This window comes from Halomonas sp. KG2, assembly GCA_030440445.1.
Classification (GTDB): domain Bacteria; phylum Pseudomonadota; class Gammaproteobacteria; order Pseudomonadales; family Halomonadaceae; genus Vreelandella.
Window position 1 is genome coordinate 3,458,424 of record CP098528.1, and the last position, 17,136, is coordinate 3,475,559.

16 protein-coding genes, 5 tRNA genes and 1 pseudogene are annotated in these 17,136 nt (G+C 51.5%); 10 read left to right on the forward strand and 12 right to left on the reverse strand.

Translation table 11 applies throughout. The features are described from left to right. Positions 1–51 precede the first annotated feature (51 nt). The 3 genes from NDQ72_16095 to uraH form a co-directional block, all read right to left on the reverse strand. Positions 52–768, reverse strand: a complete 717-nt coding sequence (locus tag NDQ72_16095) for a GntR family transcriptional regulator (protein WKD27557.1) — start codon at positions 766–768, stop codon at positions 52–54. A gap of 14 nt (positions 769–782) precedes the next feature. After that, entirely contained in the window at positions 783–1,982 is a 1,200-nt protein-coding gene (locus tag NDQ72_16100) for a urate hydroxylase PuuD (GenBank protein WKD27558.1), read from the reverse strand. Positions 1,983–2,064: 82 nt separating this feature from the next. Beyond that, positions 2,065–2,418, reverse strand: a complete 354-nt coding sequence (gene uraH / locus NDQ72_16105) for a hydroxyisourate hydrolase (GenBank protein WKD27559.1) — start codon at positions 2,416–2,418, stop codon at positions 2,065–2,067. Between the two features lie 164 nt (positions 2,419–2,582). Here uraH and uraD point away from each other — a divergent pair, with 164 nt between their 5' ends. Further along, positions 2,583–3,125 carry a 2-oxo-4-hydroxy-4-carboxy-5-ureidoimidazoline decarboxylase gene (gene uraD, locus NDQ72_16110; protein WKD27560.1) on the forward strand — a complete coding sequence of 181 codons (543 nt, stop codon included), beginning with the start codon at positions 2,583–2,585 and terminating at the stop codon, positions 3,123–3,125. A 184-nt stretch (positions 3,126–3,309) separates the two neighbouring features. Here the strand turns inward: uraD and NDQ72_16115 are convergent, their stop codons facing one another. The 3 genes from NDQ72_16115 to NDQ72_16125 form a co-directional block, all read right to left on the reverse strand. Further along, complete coding sequence (locus tag NDQ72_16115) at positions 3,310–3,666, reverse strand: phasin family protein (protein ID WKD27561.1); 357 nt, start codon at positions 3,664–3,666, stop codon at positions 3,310–3,312. Between the two features lie 180 nt (positions 3,667–3,846). Further along, positions 3,847–4,536, reverse strand: coding sequence for a glutathione binding-like protein (locus NDQ72_16120; GenBank protein ID WKD27562.1), 690 nt, complete (start codon positions 4,534–4,536; stop codon positions 3,847–3,849). 93 nt (positions 4,537–4,629) lie between these two features. Continuing rightward, positions 4,630–5,322, reverse strand: coding sequence for a glutathione S-transferase family protein (locus NDQ72_16125; GenBank protein ID WKD27563.1), 693 nt, complete (start codon positions 5,320–5,322; stop codon positions 4,630–4,632). A gap of 453 nt (positions 5,323–5,775) precedes the next feature. Between NDQ72_16125 and NDQ72_16130 the strand changes: the two genes are divergently transcribed. The 5 genes from NDQ72_16130 (at position 5,776) to NDQ72_16150 (ending at position 12,091) form a co-directional block, all read left to right on the forward strand. After that, positions 5,776–7,467, forward strand: a complete 1,692-nt coding sequence (locus tag NDQ72_16130; protein ID WKD27564.1) for an L-lactate permease — start codon at positions 5,776–5,778, stop codon at positions 7,465–7,467. Between the two features lie 236 nt (positions 7,468–7,703). Next, entirely contained in the window at positions 7,704–9,203 is a 1,500-nt protein-coding gene (gene glcD / locus NDQ72_16135) for a glycolate oxidase subunit GlcD (GenBank protein ID WKD27565.1), read from the forward strand. 51 nt (positions 9,204–9,254) lie between these two features. Continuing rightward, entirely contained in the window at positions 9,255–10,355 is a 1,101-nt protein-coding gene (gene glcE / locus NDQ72_16140; protein ID WKD27566.1) for a glycolate oxidase subunit GlcE, read from the forward strand. A 14-nt stretch (positions 10,356–10,369) separates the two neighbouring features. Continuing rightward, entirely contained in the window at positions 10,370–11,602 is a 1,233-nt protein-coding gene (glcF, locus tag NDQ72_16145) for a glycolate oxidase subunit GlcF (GenBank protein ID WKD27567.1), read from the forward strand. 87 nt (positions 11,603–11,689) lie between these two features. Further along, positions 11,690–12,091, forward strand: a complete 402-nt coding sequence (locus NDQ72_16150) for a heme-binding protein (GenBank protein ID WKD27568.1) — start codon at positions 11,690–11,692, stop codon at positions 12,089–12,091. 146 nt (positions 12,092–12,237) lie between these two features. Here the strand turns inward: NDQ72_16150 and NDQ72_16155 are convergent. The 6 genes and pseudogenes from NDQ72_16155 to NDQ72_16180 form a co-directional block, all read right to left on the reverse strand. Continuing rightward, a tRNA-Asp gene (locus NDQ72_16155) sits at positions 12,238–12,314 on the reverse strand. 78 nt (positions 12,315–12,392) lie between these two features. Next, positions 12,393–12,468: transfer RNA gene (locus NDQ72_16160), tRNA-Val, on the reverse strand. A gap of 51 nt (positions 12,469–12,519) precedes the next feature. Continuing rightward, positions 12,520–12,596 (reverse strand) — tRNA-Asp (locus tag NDQ72_16165). A 36-nt stretch (positions 12,597–12,632) separates the two neighbouring features. Further along, a tRNA-Asp gene (locus tag NDQ72_16170) sits at positions 12,633–12,709 on the reverse strand. A 50-nt stretch (positions 12,710–12,759) separates the two neighbouring features. After that, positions 12,760–12,835, reverse strand: a tRNA-Val gene (locus tag NDQ72_16175). Positions 12,836–12,928: 93 nt separating this feature from the next. Continuing rightward, positions 12,929–13,679, reverse strand: a pseudogene (locus NDQ72_16180) (alpha/beta fold hydrolase). 177 nt (positions 13,680–13,856) lie between these two features. Here NDQ72_16180 and ccoN point away from each other — a divergent pair. The 4 genes from ccoN to ccoP are packed head-to-tail and all read left to right on the forward strand — an operon-like array spanning position 13,857 to position 17,060. Further along, positions 13,857–15,281: a cytochrome-c oxidase, cbb3-type subunit I gene (gene ccoN / locus NDQ72_16185; GenBank protein WKD27569.1), complete on the forward strand. Its 1,425-nt coding sequence runs from the start codon at positions 13,857–13,859 to the stop codon at positions 15,279–15,281. 19 nt (positions 15,282–15,300) lie between these two features. Further along, entirely contained in the window at positions 15,301–15,909 is a 609-nt protein-coding gene (gene ccoO, locus NDQ72_16190) for a cytochrome-c oxidase, cbb3-type subunit II (GenBank protein WKD27570.1), read from the forward strand. Between the two features lie 3 nt (positions 15,910–15,912). Then, positions 15,913–16,134: a CcoQ/FixQ family Cbb3-type cytochrome c oxidase assembly chaperone gene (locus NDQ72_16195; protein ID WKD27571.1), complete on the forward strand. Its 222-nt coding sequence runs from the start codon at positions 15,913–15,915 to the stop codon at positions 16,132–16,134. Beyond that, positions 16,131–17,060, forward strand: coding sequence for a cytochrome-c oxidase, cbb3-type subunit III (ccoP, locus tag NDQ72_16200; GenBank protein WKD27572.1), 930 nt, complete (start codon positions 16,131–16,133; stop codon positions 17,058–17,060). Before NDQ72_16195 ends, ccoP begins: the two co-directional genes overlap by 4 nt. The last annotated feature ends 76 nt before the right edge of the window (positions 17,061–17,136 follow it).

A 17,136-nucleotide genomic window follows, 5' to 3' on the forward strand; every position in this document is an offset into this window, starting at 1 on the left:
GGCCTTTAGGCCTGGGCTTTTTCAATGCTTATATTTCACTACTTAACCTGCTTAACCACCAAAAATCTGCTGCAGGTCTGGCACATTCTCTTCTTCTTCAACCATCGAAAGTGAGGCTTCAATCGCTTTGAGATGGCGGCTCATAAACGCTTTCGCACGCTCGCCATTGCCCGCTTCCAGATAGCCGATCAAATCATCGTGATCGTGGGATTCGCAGCCTAAGTGGCCACGATGACCGTAAACCGCCAGAATCAACGACGAGCGTGAGCACAGACGCTCAACAAATTCCGCAAGCGTTGCGTTACCCGAAAGCTGGGCAAGGCGCACGTGAAAATCAGCAGACAGGCGGATAGCGATGCTCTGTTGGCCATTACGCAGCGCTTGACGCTCTTGACGAGCCATTTCCCGTAGTTCAGCGGCTTCTTTCTCTCCAATCCGCTTTGCTACATCAGGCATTAGCCCACACTCAATCATCTGGCGTGCGTCGAACACATCCTTGGCCTCTTCAGCGGTAGGCCGTGTTACGCTGGCTCCCCGACGTGGCGTGAGCGTCACCAACTGTTCTAATGCTAAGCGCTGCAAGATTTTACGAATACCGGTACGGCTGATACCAAAGACGTCTGACAAAGCGTCTTCGCGCAGCCGAGCACCCGGTTTTAGCCGCTGCTCTACAATGGCGTCGCTAACCGCGCGATAGATTGACTCGTGACGCTCCTCGCCTTCTTTTTCTACGGGTCTTTGCTTTAACGCCGCCTGCGCATCACTCATAGGGTCTCCTTTAATCACTCCTCCCACGCGGCAATAATATCGCGCTCTTCATCACTCATGTTGGTGATGTTGCCAAGTGGCATATATCGACTCGCGACAACTTGCTTAATTTGCGCTTGATGTCCTAGGATTTCATCCCAAGTATCAAACGCGTAGCCTGCAGGCGGCGCTGAAAAACCGGCATGCTCAGGGTTGCGAGCATGGCACTGACTACAATGCTGATCAATTAAACCTGAAATTTGGGCTTGGCTGGGCGCACCTGACGCGCTCGCATTACTAGCACTAGGGCTCGGTGCGGCTACCCAAAACGCTAATAGAATAAGCCCTATCCCTACGGCAGGATAGGCTGGCTGCGTTTTTCCTGCGTGCATTAATACAAAGAATTGCCTAATAAGGGCACCGGCAAAAATAAACAGTACCATGACCACCCAGGAAAGCTCATGGGAGTAGATGAAAGAGTAGTGATTACTCACCATCAACAGTACTACCGGCAACGTAAAGTAGGTGTTATGTACCGAACGCTGCTTGCCCCGTTTACCATCCAATGGATTAGGCGCTTCGCCTGCCTTCATGGCTTTCACCATGCGGCGCTGGCCGGGAATAATCCAAAAGAACACGTTGGCTGACATGGCGGTGGCCATCACAGCCCCGGTTAATAGGAAGGCAGCACGCCCTGTGAACATCTGGGTGCTTAAATAAGCGACCACTATCATCATCACCGCAACGGCAACGCTGAGAAGACCGTCATGGTCCATGTTAGGGCTTATGCGTTTACAGAGTTCGTTATAAACCACCCAACCGCCGAGCAAGAAGGCCAACGCCAGTAGATTGGCCTGCCAGCCTGTCATACTCGCCGCCCACGCCCAGTTGCTGTTGGGGTTAACTAGATAGAAGCCCGGGTTTGCCATATAGAGAATAACGAACAAGGCAAAACCCGATAGCCACGTCGTATAGGCTTTCCAGAACGACCAATGAAGATCATTCGGCAGCTTGGCAGGCGCAGTAGCATACTTTTGATTATGGTAGAAACCACCGCCATGCACGGCCCACATCTCTCCAAATACGCCTTTTTCACGATCTTCGGCTGCTTTCGGCGTTCTTAAGCCATTATCCAGCATGACAAAATAGATCGACTCACCGATCCAGGCGATGGCGGCTATAACGTGCAACCAACGTAATAATAAATTAGCAAAATCAATAATATATGCTTGCATAAACAAGTCCTAGCAGGTTTACCTGGTAACTCAGCGAGCGAACGTCAGGCTAGGCAAAAATCGGCGAAAAGATAGCCAAGCTCTAGCTACCGCGGTAGGTAGAGTAACTATAAGGGGATAGCAGTAACGGCACATGGTAGTGCTGGCTGGCATCTGCAACGCCAAAACGTAAAGGAATCACGTCCAAAAAGCGCGGCTCTTGAGAAGCGATGCCTTGGGCGCGCAAGTAGTCACCCGCGTGGAAAACCAGCTCGTACTCGCCTACTGTGAGGGCATCACCCTCCAAGATAGGCGCATCACAACGACCGTCGCTGTTGGTAATCACACTGCCCAAGTGTTCGCGCGTGGTCCCTGCTAGGCGGAACACGTCAATGGTAATCCCCTGGCCGGGCTGTCCTTTAGCGGTATCGAGTACGTGAGTCGTTAACCGTCCCATAGCAACTCCTTAATAATCACAGTTGTTGTTGACTGTTGTTGATAATAGTTGTTGGTAACTGCTGTTGATAGCAGTTGACCGACTTAACCTATCGGTCAAAGAGTACCGTTGATACCATTTATTGTATACAGTATTCCCATGATTAAACATACTGGAGAAATTTAGTGGCTACCTCAACATCACTTACCCTTTCGCCCGCTCCTAGTACATGCAGCTTAGAAAGCTTTACCCAACATTACGGCGATGTATATGAGCACTCTCCCTGGGTGGCGGAAGCAGCCTGGAAGGAAGGGTTAAGCAATGCGCATGACGCACCTGACGCGCTAGCTGACCTGATGGGACTTATGCTGCAGCGAGCAACACCTGAACAGCAAATCGCTGTTATTCAGGCCCACCCTGACTTAGCAGGCAAAGCGGCGATGTCGGGTGAGCTGACCCAAGACTCTACACGCGAGCAAGCAGGCGCTGGGCTAGATCAATGTACGCCTGAAGAGTTTGCCCGCTTCGAACAACTTAACGCTGCTTACAAAGAAAAATTTGGCTTCCCTTTCGTCATTGCGGTGAAGGGGCTTGATCGCCACGCCATTTTGGCGGCGTTTGAAGCACGCTTACACAATGGTTTAGCTGAAGAGCGTGAAACAGCAATTAAAGAGATTATTCGTATCGCCCGCTTCAGACTGAACGTACGGGCTGAACAGCCGTTGTAACGGACATATCACCACGCAAAGCCCACCGCATGCAGCCACTCCTTTTTGCTTGCAGAAATAACGTCTTACAACGCATTAAAATGCATATATACAAAAAATGCCGCACCTGACGGTGCGGCATTTCATCGATCAATTAATAGCATTTGATCGTTTACTATCAATCATTTACCTAATGAAAAATAGGTTACTGCTTAGCGGTTTCCACTGCTTTCTTAGTGGTCTCTTCCGCCATTTTCTGGCTCTCTTGCATAAAGTTTTGGCTAATGGAGGTGACTTTTTCAGAGTCTCCTTTCATACGTTCCATTAGGTCAGAGGCTGTTTTTTGCTGGCTTTCCATGGCTTTTTTAAAGCTGTCGGCATCTTTAACGTCTAACCATGTGCGTGCCTGAGCAACCGTCATATCAGAGTATGCACGTGCTGCATCCATTTGCGCGCTGACAACTTGCTGATAATAATCAAGCGCTGCCAGGGTATAAGAACGCATTGGCGATACAAAGACAGACTCAAACTGCTGGGTGGATTTCTCTGCGGCCTTGTTCATCACATAATCTCCTTAAGTGAGCTAGCGATTCGACACGCATCGATAAGCGGTCGATGATCAGGCGGTTGCCTTTACTAACAACAAAGCTAGCAGTGCCTTTTGTGCAGCGCAACATTATTTTTAAATAACATTGCTGCTAGCGATTGAAGGCGGCAACCTCATCAACCAATCAGTGACAACTTAGCGATTGCCAAACAAGTATTTACGTGCCTGCTCATCTATTTCTCCCCCCGCCTGTGGATTAACGTCTTCGATCAAAGAATAAGCTTTTCGGACAGCGGGGCGCTGTGCTACTTCATCAAACCAACGCTCTAGGTCAGGAAACTCCTCTAACGTTTGGCACTGCTTTTCCCATGGCACAATCCATGGATAAATCGCCATATCAGCGATGGAGTAACGATCACCACCCACATAATGCTGCTGAGATAGTCGTTGATCTAGCACGCTGTACAAGCGATACGTCTCGCGCACGTAACGTCCGATAGCATATTCGATTTTTTGCGGCGCATAGTGGCAAAAATGGTGGTTTTGACCCGCCATCGGACCCAACCCGCCCACTTGCCAATGAAGCCATTGCAGCACGACATAACGCTCTCGCCCCTCAGCGGGCAGATACTGTCCGCACTTATCAGCCAGGTATTCCAAAATAGCCCCTGACTCAAACAGTGCCAGGGGCTGACCACCGTCTTGAGGTGCATGATCCACAATGGCGGGAATACGATTATTCGGCGCAATGGTTAAGAATTCAGGGTCAAACTGCTCGCCACGCCCTATGTTGACAGGTTTTACCCGGTAAAGAAGTTTTGCTTCTTCAAGCATGATGGAGATTTTGTGGCCATTGGGAGTTGTCCAGTAATACAGATCAATCATTGCCATCTCCTCTCACACATACGACATAAGTCGTTTGTGTGGCTTTCCTCGTACATACGATGGATACAGGCGGCATTATTGCCGCCTGACACATTATAGATCACGAATAGTAATGGACTTACCCGCGACCGCCTCGTGCACCTCCAGCATACGCTTAAACCACTCATCAACCGGATCATTAGTGTCAACTAATGGCTCAAGTGACACTGTATATGCCCACATCATGCTGCCAAATAGTAGGTAATCTGCTCCACTGGGTGCTTCGCCATCTAAAAATGGGCTACTCCGAAGCTGATCACGTACAGGAGCCAACAGTTTTTTCAGCTGTGCTCGCCCCTGTTCTGGATTATTGACGTCCTCTAAACGCATACCAAAACGGGCTTCGCGGGTCTCTCTGAAGTAGGCGCGGTCGTCAGGATGTATGGCCGCTAATAAATCCAGCGCGACCGTGCGAAAAAGTGCCGGGGTCACGCTACGCTCAACAAAAAGCTTAAAAAAGTGGACTCGCTGATAGCTCACCCCTTCTCCCAATACTGGATTGGCAGGATAGGCCTTATCTAAGTAGCGCATGATTTCGAAGCTATCAGTGACAACCGTGTCACCATCGGTTAACACCGGCACTTTGTCGTAGTCGGCAAAGGCAAGTGCCTCTTTATCAAGAAAACGCCAAGGAACAGTCGTATATTCCAACCCTTTGTGTGCCAGTGCCATACGAACGCGCCAGCAATAGGGAGAAAAGCGTAAGCGCTCATCGCGTCCGCATAAGTCATAAAGAGTTATTGCCACTGTGACGGCCTCCTTGTAATTAGAAACGTGGTTAAAACCAAACACACGCTGACAACAATGGGCTTAAGCTACCAAGGACGCAAGTAACGGGATTTACTTGTTCTGAACCCTCCCCAAAGGTCTTCGTATCAGCTAAGTAAGCGAGCGACTTTTTCTCCATTCATTTGCCCTGTACTGCCTTTTTAGATGGAAACTGTACTGTCTATTAGTCTAATGGGTTGCAGGCATCCCTACTGCATTGTGGAAATTTAAAAGCAAATAAAAACAATTCGTTAAATTTAAAAGAGTGGTTCAACGCCTATACATACAACCACCCTTAATTGGTCTTACCAATTATCCAATATAGCCATTTTTTCTACCTAACCGTATCTTTAGCACTGATCCAACCAGCATTGCCACGATCGCTGGCATCTGCCGAGCACACCAAATCAATAACAAGGGGCCATTCCTAAAATGAATGAAACTACACTTGCACTTCTGGCATTTCTGCCGCTGCTGCTTGCCGGTATTTTGCTCATTGGTTTTAAAATACCCGCAAAAATAGCGATGCCGATTGTTTTCCTGACCGCAGCCGTCATTGGTCTGACCGCTTGGGATATGTCGTTTAGCCGCGTTGCCGCGTCTACCATTCAAGGGCTGATTCAAACAGCAGGCCTTTTGTGGATAATTTTTGGCGCCATCTTGCTACTAAATACGCTTAAGCATTCTGGCGGCATCACTGCGATTCGTAACGGTTTTTCAGGCATTAGCCCTGACCGTCGCGTTCAGGCGCTAATTGTTGCTTGGTTATTCGGCTGCTTCATTGAAGGGGCTTCTGGCTTTGGTACGCCTGCAGCAGTAGCCGCACCGCTCATGGTAGCGCTTGGCTTCCCTGCACTGGCAGCCGTTGTTGTCGGCATGATGATTCAGTCCACTCCGGTCTCTTTTGGCGCCGTTGGCACCCCAGTTGTAGTGGGTGTCGGTAGCGGGCTTGATCGCGCAGGCATCACAGCCCAGTTGGAAGCTAGCGGCTCTACGTGGGACGTTTTTTTCCAGCAAATTACTAGCTCTGTGGCCATCACGCACGGCATCGTAGGCATATTGATGCCTCTGATTTTGGTATTGATCATGGTGCGCTTCTTCGGTGCGAATCGCTCCTGGAAAGAAGGCCTATCCATTGCACCCTTTGCAATCTTTACTGGCATTTCGTTCGTCGTACCTTACATGCTGGTCGGCGTTTTCTTAGGCCCAGAATTCCCATCAATGATTGGTGCTATGGTGGGCTTAGCGATTGTAGTACCCGCTGCTCGCAAAGGCTTCTTGCTACCGAAAGACACCTGGGACTTTCCTGAATCAACGTCTTGGCCAGATGAATGGATCGGCAACCTGCAGATCAAATTGGATGACGTTGTTGGTAAAGCGCCAATGTCGACCTTCAAGGGCTGGATTCCTTACGTCCTACTCGCGGTATTCTTGGTTGCTTCACGCACCGTTGAACCGCTGAAAGCTGCCTTGACCTCCGTTAACCTGAGCTGGAACAACATTCTAGGCGAAGCCGGTGTCAGCGGCGGTGTACAGCCGCTTTATTTGCCAGGCGGCATTATTATCGCGGTGGTCATCGTCACCTACTTCTTGCACCGCATGAACCCGCAGAAAATTAGCGCTGCCGTGTCTGAATCCACTAAAACCATCTTCGGTGCTGGCTTTGTCTTGATCTTCACCGTTCCCATGGTACGCATCCTGATTAACTCTGGCGTGAATGGTGCTGACCTTGTGTCAATGCCCGTCATGATGGCCCAGGCGGTAGCTAACAGCGTGGGGGGCATTTATCCCTTCTTTGCACCTGCGGTTGGGGCTATGGGTGCCTTTATTGCCGGTTCCAATACCATTTCTAATCTGATGCTAGCGGAATTCCAGTTTAGCGTTGCCGAAACACTTGGGTTGTCTACGGCGATGATGGTCGCGCTGCAAGCCGTTGGTGCCGCAGCGGGTAACATGATTGCGATTCACAATGTTGTCGCCGCATCAGCGACGGTTGGCCTACTGGGTCGCGAAGGTACAACGATTCGTAAAACAATTATTCCCACAATCTACTATCTGATCTTTACTGGGATCATTGCGCTTATTGCTTTCTATGTGATTGGCATTACCGATCCACTGATGTGACGGGAAAACGTTAATCAAGAGTGAGTCATTCCTGCTGGGTAGCCTAAGGGCAACCCAGCAGCCTCTTCACGAGGGACTACTACCCGGCAACCTCAGCAGAAACAGTAAATCATTAACACGTTATTAGAATTTTCACTGTATGCAAAAGTTTTCCAGCACCGAATTAGTTATTTATGGAAAGATTTTCCATAAAGTGATTAGATAATTTTCTGCTCTCCTCACCCACAGGAGCTAACATGAACATTCTTTTCGATGAACGCCTCGACGGCGAATTCATTCACCGCGATAAAGCAGATGTTTTAGATGATCTGCAAAACGCAGTGCCATCTTTGACGCTGCTGCACCGTGAAGAGGACTTACATCCCTTTGAGTGCGACGGCCTTGCCGCTTATCGCATCATGCCGATGCTGGTTGCATTACCCGAAACTCTGGAACAGGTAGAAGGCCTTCTAAAACGCTGCCATGCCCTGGGTGTTCCGGTCGTTACTCGTGGTGCAGGCACGGGGCTTTCAGGCGGTGCTTTACCGCTTGAACGAGGCGTCCTGCTAGTGATGTCGCGCTTCAACACGATTATTAATGTTGACCCAGATGCTCGCATTGCACGTGTACAGCCAGGCGTGCGCAACTTAGCTATTTCTGAAGCTGCTGCCCCTTACGGGCTTTATTATGCACCCGACCCATCGTCACAGATTGCTTGCTCGATTGGTGGCAACGTGGCGGAAAATGCGGGTGGCGTGCACTGCCTCAAGTATGGTCTCACCGTTCATAACGTGATGCGTGTTGATGTCATGACGATTGAAGGCGAGCGTATGACTCTGGGATCCGAAGCCCTGGATGCACCTGGCTTTGACCTCCTCGCGCTGATGAATGGCTCTGAAGGCATGTTGGGTGTGGTCACTGAAATCACCGTAAAGCTGCTGCCCAAACCTGAAACCGCCAAGGTACTCATGGCCAGCTTTGACGACGTAGAGAAAGCGGGCCGTGCTGTTGGCGATATTATTGCCGCGGGGATCATTCCTGGCGGGTTAGAAATGATGGATAAGCTGGCAATCAAGGCTGCTGAAGATTTCATCAAGGCAGGTTACCCCGTTGAAGCAGAAGCCATTCTTCTGTGTGAGCTAGATGGCGTTGAAGCCGATGTGGACGACGATTGCCAAACCGTTCGCCGAGTCTTAGAAAAAGCGGGGGCGACCGACATTCAACAGGCTCGCGATGAGGCTGAGCGGGCCAAATTCTGGGCAGGGCGAAAAAATGCCTTCCCCGCGGTGGGGCGCATGTCGCCTGACTACTACTGTATGGATGGCACCATCCCTCGCCGCGAACTCCCTCGCGTCCTCAAAGGTATTGCCGCCCTGTCGGAAGAGAGTGGCTTGGCGATTGCCAACGTCTTCCATGCCGGTGACGGCAATATGCACCCGCTGATTCTATTTGATGCCAATAAAGAGGGAGAGCTGGCTCTTGCAGAGGACGTCGGCGGAAAAATTCTCGAGCTATGCGTCGCGGCGGGCGGCTCCATCACTGGCGAACATGGTGTCGGCCGCGAAAAAATCAATCAGATGTGCAGTCAGTTTCAAGCCGATGAACTAACGGTATTCCATGCCTTGAAAGCTGCTTTTGACCCACAGCGCTTACTCAACCCAGGGAAAAATATTCCTACCCTGGCGCGCTGTGCTGAGTTTGGCGCGATGCATGTGCACAACAACGAACTACCGCATCCGGAACTACCACGCTTCTGATGCGACTCCTAGTCGACTAACCACTAGGAAGAATAATGATTAGGAATCACCATGACTGAACTAGCGATACATGCTGCCGATCAAGATATCGCTGACGACCTGTGTGAACAGGTGCGCAGCGCCTATGCCAACCGCACGCCACTGCGCATAGTAGGTGGCGATACCCGCGCTTTTTACGGCCGAGCGGTAGAAGGCAACGCCTTAAACATTTCGCCCCATAGCGGCATTGTCTCTTATGACCCGGTAGAGCTTGTGATTACTGTTCGTGCCGGTACACGGTTAAGCGCACTCAACGCAGCTCTAGCCGAAGAAAATCAAATGCTGGCCTTTGAACCACCCGCGTTCAGCGATGCCAGCACCATTGGCGGTGCCGTTGCCACCGGCATGTCCGGCCCACGCCGCCCATGGGCTGGCGCAGCGAGAGATTTTGTCTTGGGCACACGCGTGATCACCCAAGAAGGCAAGCTGTTGCGTTTTGGCGGTGAAGTCATGAAAAACGTCGCCGGATACGACCTCTCACGCTTAATGGCAGGTGCTCAGGGGACGCTAGGCGTGCTAGCGGATATCTCATTTAAAGTCCTGCCTATTCCTACTGCCACTCACAGCCTACGCCTAAGCATGAGTCTTGAAGATGCCTTGGGTAAGCTCGCCGAACTAGGGCGACAGCCGCTGCCCATTACCGCAGCCGGATGGCACGCAGGCGAGCTATTTATTCGTTTAGAAGGCGGCGCAAGTTCCGTTAATGCGACCAAGGAACGCTTGGGTGGCGAATCACTTTCCAGCGATTTCTGGCAGCAACTGCGCGACCATCAGCATCCTTTTTTCAGTCTGAATGAAGGGCAAGCGCTGTGGCGCTTATCATTACCCCCCAATACGCCGCCGCTAGCCTTGGATATCCCCCAAAGCGATATCTTCTATGACTGGGGTGGCAGCCAGCGGTGGATAAAAACCAGCGCGGCAGTTGATACGTTGCGCACGGCTTGCCAGCAGGCAGGTGGTCATGCTACTTGCTTTACCCCCTACGCCCAAGGCGGAGCAGAGTCACCGTTCACTCCGCTCAACCCCGTGGTCGAAAAGTATCATCGCAACCTGAAGGCCGAGTTGGATGCCTACGGCATTTTCAACCCAGGCCGTCTTTATGCGGCGTTTTAATCAGGAGAGTAGACATGCAGACGCACTTTACCGATGCTGATCGCCAAAAACCGCATATTCAGGAGGCCGAGCGCATTCTGCGCACCTGCGTACACTGCGGCTTTTGTAATGCCACCTGCCCCACCTATCAACTGCTAGGCGACGAGCGGGACGGACCACGCGGGCGCATCTATTTAATGAAAGAGCTGCTGGAAAGCCGCGATGATAATGATCAGGTCACCGAAGAGACACGCCTGCATTTAGACCGCTGCTTGACCTGTCGCAATTGTGAAACCACCTGCCCTTCAGGTGTGGAATATCACAAACTTTTGGATATCGGTCGTGCAGAAATTGACCGCCGGGTTCCTCGTTCCATGGCCGAACGCGCCCAACGCTATGCGCTGCGTAAGATGCTGGTAGACCCTAAGCGCTTCAAAGCACTTCTGTCCTTAGGGCAAACCTTCAAACCCCTGGTGCCTGGCAAGTTACGCAGTAAGATGCCACCTGCACCAGTCGACGCAGGCCAACGCCCGGATAACCAACGCCATTCTCGCAAGGTGCTAATATTAGAAGGATGCGTTCAACCTGGTCTATCGCCGAACACCAATGCAGCGACCGCTCGACTGCTAGACCGACTTGGGATTAGCGTGACGCCCATCAACGAAGCAGGTTGTTGTGGGGCCATTGATTTTCACCTGAATGCCCAGGACGATGGTCGCGCTCGTATGCGTGCCAATATCGATGCTTGGTGGCCACAGATCGAACAAGGGGCGGAAGCCATTGTTCAAACGGCCAGCGGCTGCGGCGCTTTTGTCAAAGAGTATGGCGACATGCTCAAAGATGACCCGGCCTATGCCCAGAAAGCGCAAAAAGTCAGCGCACTGGCGAAAGATATTGTCGAAATACTGCGCGAAGAGCCAGTAGAGAAACTCGAGCTGAAAGAGCACCAACGTCTCGCGTTTCACTGCCCTTGCACACTGCAGCACGCCCAGAAGCTCAATGGTGCGGTTGAAGGCGTGCTCAGCAAGCTGGGGTTTTCGCTAACGCCGGTAAAAGATGCGCATCTATGCTGTGGCTCAGCTGGCACCTACTCGGTTACCCAGCCAGCGCTTGCCACACAGCTGCGCGATAACAAGCTCAATGCGCTGGAAGCTAGCAATCCAGAGGTTATCGTCACTGCCAATATTGGCTGCCAAACCCACCTTGCTAGTGCCAATCGCACCCCGGTACGGCATTGGGTGGAAGTGGTGGATGCTGCCCTGGTATAAACACTGATTCACTTTGCCGCGCTAACAAGCTTTTACAAGCAAACAATAGCGCGGCACTTTACTCCCCTTGATCAAAAGGAAAGTTTGATGCAAAGCAAAGCTGTTCTCGGCCAAGCCGATGTCATTCAGGTACTAGATGCCGCTCAAAAAGAAGCCGATAACAACGGCTGGCCAGTCACCATTGCCGTAACGGATGATGGCGGGCATCTACTCGCTCTGCGCCGCTTAGACGGTGCCGCGCCCTTCAGTGCCGATGTGGCAACACATAAAGCGCGCAGTGCAGCACTAGGCCGTAAAGAGACCCAAGTCTTTGAAGAAATGATTAACGGTGGGCGCACGGCATTTGTTTCTGCGCCACTGCAAGGTTTGCTGTCAGGTGGTGTTCCGATTATCGTAGATGGCAACGTCGTGGGTGCTGTCGGCATCTCAGGTGTGAAGCCTGACCAAGACGTACAGATCGCCAAGGCGGGGGTAAGCGCTATCGCCTGATACTACCGTGCAGCTTCATGGCTGCACGGTATGGCGCTAGAGAATGGGCCCAAGGTACTAAATTACACGCAATAAAAAGCCCAGATCATTGATCTGGGCTTTTTGGAATTCGTTCGACTAAACGTTTTAGTCGATGAGTGCTTAAATGGCGGACCGGACGAGACTCGAACTCGCGACCTCCGGCGTGACAGGCCGGCATTCTAACCGACTGAACTACCGGTCCACTTTAAGGCACTTATTTCTAACCATAAAACTAGCTATTTAAAAGCGGTTCAGAGGCGCTTAAAAACATTCAGTTAAATGGTGGGTGGTACTGGGTTCGAACCAGTGACCCCCAGCTTGTAAGGCTGGTGCTCTCCCAACTGAGCTAACCACCCAGGGCTTTTAAAGCAATAATGCTTTAAATTGTACAACTTGATAAGTTATCGTGGCGGACCGGACGAGACTCGAACTCGCGACCTCCGGCGTGACAGGCCGGCATTCTAACCAACTGAACTACCGGTCCGAATAGCGACAACTTTTATGCGGTAATAACTGATGATGGCGGACCGGACGAGACTCGAACTCGCGACCTCCGGCGTGACAGGCCGGCATTCTAACCAACTGAACTACCGGTCCACTTAATGCATCAATTGCTACTGCTTCACGTTTCCAAACGACCAAATAAATGGTGGGTGGTACTGGGTTCGAACCAGTGACCCCCAGCTTGTAAGGCTGGTGCTCTCCCAACTGAGCTAACCACCCGCTGGTCACGTGGCGCTGCATTCTACAGGAACTTAGTGAGATGTCAACACGGTGCGTTCAAATTTTCGATTCAAACCAGCGTATTGCCACTCCTCACACATACCGTGCTTGGTGAGCGCGGACGAAGGATGCCGCAAGTATGGCCGCTTCGTCAATCAAAACTTGCTGATTTAATCCAGAAACACGTCTAGGTTTAAAATCATGATCGCCATCAGCAAGCCAAGCAACGTTAATATTATTAGGCAGGTTATAGCCTGAAACCTCATCTACATTGCCAAAGGGATCTCGTTCCCCCTGGAGAATCTGCACGGGGCAACGAATAGCGGGAAAATGTTCCAAACGGGTTTTGTCTGGTTTTCTAGGTGGATGGAAAGGATAGCCTGCGACAATAACGCCAGGACCATGCACGTCATTGGCGAGCATTTCACTGGCAAATAAAGTGGCGACACGCCCACCCATCGATTTACCGCCCACCCACAAGGGCTGATCGCTCAAAGGCGTCAGTAGCGCGTACCATGAGGCAAAGTTAGCCACCGTTTGCTTGATGGGGGGGTGGCGGACGGCGTTTACCCTGCTCGTTAATCTGCTGCATGTAGGGAAAATCAATTGCCAGTACCTGCATGCCTTGCGCTGCTAACGTCGCGGCAAATTGCCGCATAAACACAGAGCAATGACCCGCCCCAGCGCCATGAGCAAGTAGTATTCGGCCCACCTTGGGCGACCCAAAAACTGAAAGCGGGCCGTGCCCAATCACTATTAACCGCTGTACGCTGGGATTAACTAACGCATCGTTTAAAGCGGCTGGGTGTATATCGACGAAACCAGAACCAGCGTAATAAGACACGATTAACTACTAATAATTCAGTGTTACTTCTATTGGCGTGTTCAGCTTAAGGCGCGGCTGCGATAGAATCTCTATCGGATCTTGACCTGCATCATCAAGCGGGTGGCCGCACCCGGGCAAAATGCTAATGCAAAATGCTACGGGTTACCCCCTAACCGCGTTCGATGGGAACATGAAATGAGCACAGCACTGGAACACCCGACCTACAACTACAAGGTAGTTCGGCAGTTCGCGATCATGACCGTTGTGTGGGGCATTGTAGGTATGACGCTTGGCGTTATCCTTGCCTCCCAGCTAGTTTGGCCGCAACTGAACCTTGGCTTACCTTGGACAAGCTTCGGGCGCCTTCGTCCGTTACACACTAACGCTGTTATCTTCGCCTTCGGTGGCTCAGCGCTATTTGCGACGTCTTACTATGTCGTACAGCGTACCTGTCAGACTCGCCTGTTCTCTGACAAGCTCGCAGCGTTCACCTTCTGGGGATGGCAAGCGGTTATTCTCTCGGCTGTCGTGTCATTGCCGCTAGGCTATACCACTACAAAAGAGTATGCAGAGCTCGAATGGCCAATCAATATTTTGATTGCGGTCGTTTGGATTAGCTACGCTATCGTTTTCTTAATGACGATTAAAAAGCGCACCACTTCCCATATTTACGTGGCGAACTGGTTCTTTGCAGCGTTTATTTTGACCGTCGCGGTGCTGCACATCGTTAATAATGCGGCTATTCCGGTCACCCCCATGTACTCCACCTCGATTTATGCGGGTGCGGTAGATGCGATGGTGCAGTGGTGGTATGGCCACAATGCGGTCGGTTTCTTCCTTACGGCAGGCTTCCTGGGCATGATGTACTACTTCGTGCCAAAACAGGCCGAACGCCCGGTCTATTCCTACCGTCTCTCCATCGTCCATTTCTGGGCGTTGATTATGATTTATATGTGGGCAGGCCCCCACCACCTTCACTACACAGCGCTGCCTAACTGGGCACAGTCGCTGGGTATGATTATGTCTATCATTCTGCTTGCACCTTCCTGGGGCGGTATGATCAACGGCATGATGACCCTGTCTGGCGCTTGGCATAAACTGCGCACCGATCCAACACTTCGCTTCCTGGTGGTAGCGCTGTCGTTCTACGGCATGTCGACGTTTGAAGGGCCAATGATGGCCATCAAGACCGTCAACGCGCTGTCGCATTACACCGACTGGACCATTGGTCACGTGCATGCTGGTGCACTAGGTTGGGTAGCGATGATTACCATTGGCTCTATGTACCACCTGATCCCGCGGGTCTTCGGGCGTACTGAGATGTACTCCGTCAATCTGATTGCGGTGCATTTCTGGTTAGCCACCATTGGTACTGTGTTGTATATCGCCGCTATGTGGGTCAACGGCATCATGCAAGGCCTAATGTGGCGCGCGATTAATGCTGACGGCACGCTGATGTACACCTTTGTAGAGTCTGTCGAAGCCAGTGGCCCCGGCTACTTTGTGCGTATGATTGGCGGCCTCTTCTGGGTAACAGGCATGCTAATTATGGCATTCAACGTTTACATGACCGTAAAACGTCGCGAAACGATTAGCCATTCAGCGCCACAAGCCGCTTAAAACGGGGAAGTTGAGACCAATGAAACACGAGATTGTTGAAAAGAACGTTGGCCTGCTCGCCGTGTTGATCCTGGTTGCGATCAGCTTTGGTGGCCTGGCCGAAGTCGTACCGCTGTTCTTTCAAAAGCAAACAACTGAGCCAGTTGAGGGCCTCGAGCCTCTCACCGCACTGGAACTGGAAGGGCGCGACATATACCGCCGCGAGGGCTGCGTAGGCTGCCACTCCCAGATGGTTCGCCCCTTCAGGGCAGAAACCGAACGCTATGGCCACTATAACGTGGCAGGCGAACAGGTTTACGAACACAACTTCCTTTGGGGTTCCAAGCGCACCGGGCCGGATCTTGCTCGCGTAGGTGGGCGCTATAGTGATGATTGGCACCGTGCCCACCTCTATAACCCACGAGATGTGGTACCCGAGTCAGTCATGCCTGAATATCCTTGGCTGTTTGAAAACACCTTGGATGGCGAATCGACACCGGCAAAAATGCGCACCCTGCGTCAGTTAGGCGTGCCATATACCGATGAAGATATCGCCACTGCGACAGAAGACGTTCGCGGCACTCAGGAAATTACTGCACTGGTGGCCTACTTGCAGCAGTTAGGCACCGTGCTTGAGGGCACTCGTTAAGTTATGGATACGGGAACTTTCCGCGGCCTTATCACGCTGATATTGATTGTCGCTTTTATTGGCATCTGTTTATGGGCTTATTCCAAGCGACGCAAACCAGACTTCGACGAAGCAGCTAACCTGCCTTTCGCCGATGACGATGATAAGCAACCGACCCGTGACAAGCATGCTTCGTCTGAGCACGAAGTGGATTCCCGCCACGACAGGGGAGATAAAAATACATGAATAATTTATGGGGTGACTCCCTATCCAGTTTCTGGAGCGCCTGGATCATTGTCGTCACACTGGGCACTATCGCTCTGAGCGTTTGGATCTTATTATCCAACCGCCGTACCGATAAAACACCTGATGCTGATGGCAATATCGAAACCACTGGCCACGCGGCTGATGGGATCGAAGAGTACGACAACGCACTACCCCAGTGGTGGTTCAAGCTGTTTATCCTCACCGTTATTTTTGCCCTGGGCTACTTAGTACTTTACCCAGGCCTAGGTAACTATGCAGGCATTTTGGGCTGGTCCCAAGAAGGCCAGTGGGAAGAAGAAGTTGCTGATGCCGAAGAGCGCTTCACACCGATTTTTGCTCAGTATCAGGAAATACCTATTCCTGAATTGGCAAAAGACGCTGAAGCAATGCGGGTAGCAGAGCGTGTTTTCCTGAACAACTGTGCGGTATGTCACGGCTCTAACGCCCAAGGTGGTTACGGCTTCCCGAACCTCACCGATGACGACTGGCTGTATGGCGGTGAGCCGGAAAACATCATGACGACGTTGAATAATGGCCGTAATGGATTAATGCCTGCCTGGCAGCAGCTTGGCGAGAACAACATTGAGAACCTCACTCAGTACGTTCTCTCAATGTCTGGCGAAGAGCATGATGCAGACCGTGCCGCCAGTGGCGAAAGCACTTTCCTAGCAGCGTGCGCGGCATGTCATACACCCAGTGGAACGGGAAATACCGCGCTTGGCGCACCCAACCTGACTGATGATGTATGGCTCTATTTGGCACCGGGACAAAGCGTTGCTGATTCTGTCCGCCAAACACTGCGCAATGGTCGCAACGGCCACATGCCAGCACAAGCGGCTTATATCGGTGAAGAGCGTGTTCATCTAGTAGCCGCTTATGTCTACAGCCTACGCTTCAACGACTAATCGCTTAGTTAGTAGCAACCGCTTGTAGGTAGTAGCACGAGGGTGCGGTTTCATACCGCACCCTTTCTTCATCCAC

Bases quoted from the DNA above. Each gene is read 5' to 3' on its own strand.
- NDQ72_16095 (WKD27557.1), bottom strand. From the start codon at position 768: ATGAGTGATGCGCAGGCGGCGTTAAAGCAAAGACCCGTAGAAAAAGAA.
- NDQ72_16100 (WKD27558.1), bottom strand. From the start codon at position 1,982: ATGCAAGCATATATTATTGATTTTGCTAATTTATTATTACGTTGGTTG.
- uraH (WKD27559.1), bottom strand. From the start codon at position 2,418: ATGGGACGGTTAACGACTCACGTACTCGATACCGCTAAAGGACAGCCC.
- NDQ72_16115 (WKD27561.1), bottom strand. From the start codon at position 3,666: ATGAACAAGGCCGCAGAGAAATCCACCCAGCAGTTTGAGTCTGTCTTT.
- NDQ72_16120 (WKD27562.1), bottom strand. From the start codon at position 4,536: ATGATTGATCTGTATTACTGGACAACTCCCAATGGCCACAAAATCTCC.
- NDQ72_16130 (WKD27564.1), top strand. From the start codon at position 5,776: ATGAATGAAACTACACTTGCACTTCTGGCATTTCTGCCGCTGCTGCTT.
- glcD (WKD27565.1), top strand. From the start codon at position 7,704: ATGAACATTCTTTTCGATGAACGCCTCGACGGCGAATTCATTCACCGC.
- glcE (WKD27566.1), top strand. From the start codon at position 9,255: ATGACTGAACTAGCGATACATGCTGCCGATCAAGATATCGCTGACGAC.
- glcF (WKD27567.1), top strand. From the start codon at position 10,370: ATGCAGACGCACTTTACCGATGCTGATCGCCAAAAACCGCATATTCAG.
- NDQ72_16150 (WKD27568.1), top strand. From the start codon at position 11,690: ATGCAAAGCAAAGCTGTTCTCGGCCAAGCCGATGTCATTCAGGTACTA.
- ccoN (WKD27569.1), top strand. From the start codon at position 13,857: ATGAGCACAGCACTGGAACACCCGACCTACAACTACAAGGTAGTTCGG.
- ccoO (WKD27570.1), top strand. From the start codon at position 15,301: ATGAAACACGAGATTGTTGAAAAGAACGTTGGCCTGCTCGCCGTGTTG.
- NDQ72_16195 (WKD27571.1), top strand. From the start codon at position 15,913: ATGGATACGGGAACTTTCCGCGGCCTTATCACGCTGATATTGATTGTC.
- ccoP (WKD27572.1), top strand. From the start codon at position 16,131: ATGAATAATTTATGGGGTGACTCCCTATCCAGTTTCTGGAGCGCCTGG.